4 protein-coding genes are annotated in these 2,372 nt (G+C 67.9%); 2 read left to right on the forward strand and 2 right to left on the reverse strand.

Annotation, left to right across the window (positions count from 1 at the left end; genetic code table 11):
* Nucleotides 1–57: 57 nt before the first annotated feature.
* Together AC13HU_RS35770 and AC13HU_RS35775 are read left to right on the forward strand one after the other, a co-directional pair.
* On the forward strand, nucleotides 58–219 hold the full coding sequence (locus tag AC13HU_RS35770; protein ID WP_483046164.1) for a hypothetical protein: 162 nt from the start codon (nucleotides 58–60) through the stop codon (nucleotides 217–219).
* 8 nt (nucleotides 220–227) lie between these two features.
* Nucleotides 228–425 (forward strand): helix-turn-helix domain-containing protein, encoded by a 198-nt coding sequence (locus AC13HU_RS35775; protein WP_483046165.1) that lies wholly within the window; start codon nucleotides 228–230, stop codon nucleotides 423–425.
* A 115-nt stretch (nucleotides 426–540) separates the two neighbouring features.
* Here the strand turns inward: AC13HU_RS35775 and AC13HU_RS35780 are convergent, their stop codons facing one another.
* Complete coding sequence (locus tag AC13HU_RS35780) at nucleotides 541–831, reverse strand: hypothetical protein (protein ID WP_483046166.1); 291 nt, start codon at nucleotides 829–831, stop codon at nucleotides 541–543.
* Nucleotides 832–1,230: 399 nt separating this feature from the next.
* The gene (ychF, locus tag AC13HU_RS35785) at nucleotides 1,231–2,319 is read right to left on the reverse strand and encodes a redox-regulated ATPase YchF (protein WP_483046167.1); all 1,089 of its coding nucleotides are present in this window, start codon (nucleotides 2,317–2,319) and stop codon (nucleotides 1,231–1,233) included.
* Nucleotides 2,320–2,372 lie beyond the last annotated feature (53 nt).

The following is a 2,372-nucleotide window of genomic DNA, read 5'->3' on the forward strand; positions in this document are numbered from 1 at the left end:
CGCCCACACCACCCCCGACGGCTTCCCCCCACACGTGCCCGAAGAGGAGGACGCACGATGACGGGATACGCCCGCTGGCAGGACATCCGCGCCGAGCCCGTCGCCCGAGCCGGCGGCGAAGAGACCGTGGCCGAGGGCAAGAGGGAACTCCTCGCCGAGGCGCTCGGCCACCGCCCTGCCGAAGTCCGCAGTCCCGCAACCTCAACCAGGAACAGGTAGCGGAGCGGATGGGCGTCTCCAAGGGCCACGTCTCCCGGATCGAGCAGGGCCGCATCTCCGGCCAGGAGGTGCTCACCCGCTACGCCGCGACCCTCGGCGGACAACTGCACCAAGCGATCTACTTCGACAACGGCGACACCGACAGGGCCAGCGTGTACGCGTCCTCCGGGTTCTTGGTCCGCAACTGGCGCGCGGAGTCGACGTGAGTGCGCGCCCGGACAAGCTCCGCCTCGGCCGCCGGCCGGGACGCAGGTACACGCTCGTGCTCGCCGCCATTGATCAGCGCTTCGACCGTCGCCCGCCCCTTGTCCCAACCCGCCATCATGTCTCCTGATCAAGGTTCAACCGGACCAGCGGACGCTCGCGGACACTGGTGAGAAAGGGATCAGCCGTATCCGCCGTCCATGCCTGAGTCGTGACCCGGTGGACGTTCACCTCGCGGCCCAGCCGACGGGATACTTCCTCGGCAAGGTCGAAGAGGGAGTCGGCGTCCGGCTCACCCACGACGAGAATATCGATGTCAGCCGGAGGCAACCCCGACTCGCCCTTGTAGCGCGCGGCCCAGGAGCCGTAGATGTACGCCTCACCGACTCCGACCGACCCGTCGATCACGCAGGATGCCCCCGCCGACAAGCCGGTTCACCTCACGCAGGACGGCCGTATGCGAAGCACCCAGTGAGTCGGCGAGCTCGGTCAGCGCTCCGGATGGAGCACCACGAGGGCCGGCACCCCTGCATCTGTGAACGCAACAGCGGCAGGAGCGATGGGGAAACCTTCATTGGACGCAGAATGTCATGCGCCGAATGAAGACGACGGTGAGCAACCAGACTCTCGCTCTTCGCGCCCGCCGGGAAATCGGTTCCCGCCAGACGTAGGCCGTGCCGTGCCGTGCCGCCAGGACGACAGGCGGACCATCGACGGGACCACGCAGGCGGGCGGGTGCGGACTCCCGCGGACAGCAGAATGGCCCGACCCGCTTCCTCGCAGGTCAGGCCGCCTCCACACCATCACTCACACGTTGAAGCGGAACTCCACCACGTCGCCGTCCTGCATGACGTAGTCCTTGCCCTCCATGCGGGCCTTGCCCTTGGCGCGGGCTTCGGCGACGGAGCCGGTGGTCACGAGGTCGTCGAAGGAGATGACCTCGGCCTTGATGAAGCCCTTTTGGAAGTCGGTGTGGATGACGCCCGCGGCCTCGGGGGCGGTGGCGCCGCGCTTGATGGTCCAGGCGCGGGATTCCTTGGGGCCGGCGGTGAGGTAGGTCTGGAGACCGAGGGTGTTGAAGCCGACCCGGGCGAGGGTGGCGAGCCCGGGCTCTTCCTGGCCGACGGACTGGAGGAGTTCGAGGGCTTCGGCGTCGTCGAGTTCGGCCAGGTCCGCTTCGAGCTTGGCGTTGAGGAAGATCGCCTCGGCGGGGGCGATCAGGGCGCGCTGCTCGTCCTTGAACGCCTCGTCGGTGAGCTCGTCCTCGTCGACGTTGAAGACGTAGAGGAACGGCTTGGTGGTGAGCAGGTGGAGCTCGTGCAGGAGGATGCCCTGCTCGGTGCCCTTGGTGATGCCGTGCGCGAAGAGGGTGTCACCGGCGGCGAGGATCACCTGCGCGGCCTCGGCCGCGGCCAGCACCTTCGCCTTGTCCTTCTGCATCCGCGATTCCTTGGTCAGGCGCGGGATCGCCTTCTCCACGGACTGCAGGTCGGCGAGGATCAGCTCGGTGTTGATCGTCTCGATGTCGTCCCGCGGCGAGACCTTGCCGTCCACGTGGACCACGTTCTCGTCCTTGAAGGCGCGGATGACCTGGCAGATCGCGTCGGACTCGCGGATGTTCGCGAGGAACTTGTTGCCCAGACCCTCGCCCTCAGAGGCGCCGCGGACGATGCCCGCGATGTCGACGAAGTCCACGGTGGCGGGCAGCACCCGGGCCGAGCCGAAGATCTCGGCGAGCCGGTGCAGCCGGGGGTCGGGCACGCCGACCACGCCGATGTTGGGCTCGATGGTGGCGAACGGGTAGTTGGCCGCCAGCACGTCGTTCTTGGTCAGGGCGTTGAAGAGCGTCGACTTGCCGACATTCGGCAGGCCGACGATTCCGATGGAGAGCGACACGTGACGACTTCCCGTGGGCAGGAGGTGGGGGCTGGCGCCGACCAGTCTACGGG

It is taken from the genome of Streptomyces sp. NH27, from assembly GCF_056859195.1.

Excerpts from the sequence above, each read along its gene's own strand:
- AC13HU_RS35770 (WP_483046164.1), top strand. The coding sequence starts at position 58 with ATGACGGGATACGCCCGCTGGCAGGACATCCGCGCCGAGCCCGTCGCC.
- AC13HU_RS35775 (WP_483046165.1), top strand. The coding sequence starts at position 228 with ATGGGCGTCTCCAAGGGCCACGTCTCCCGGATCGAGCAGGGCCGCATC.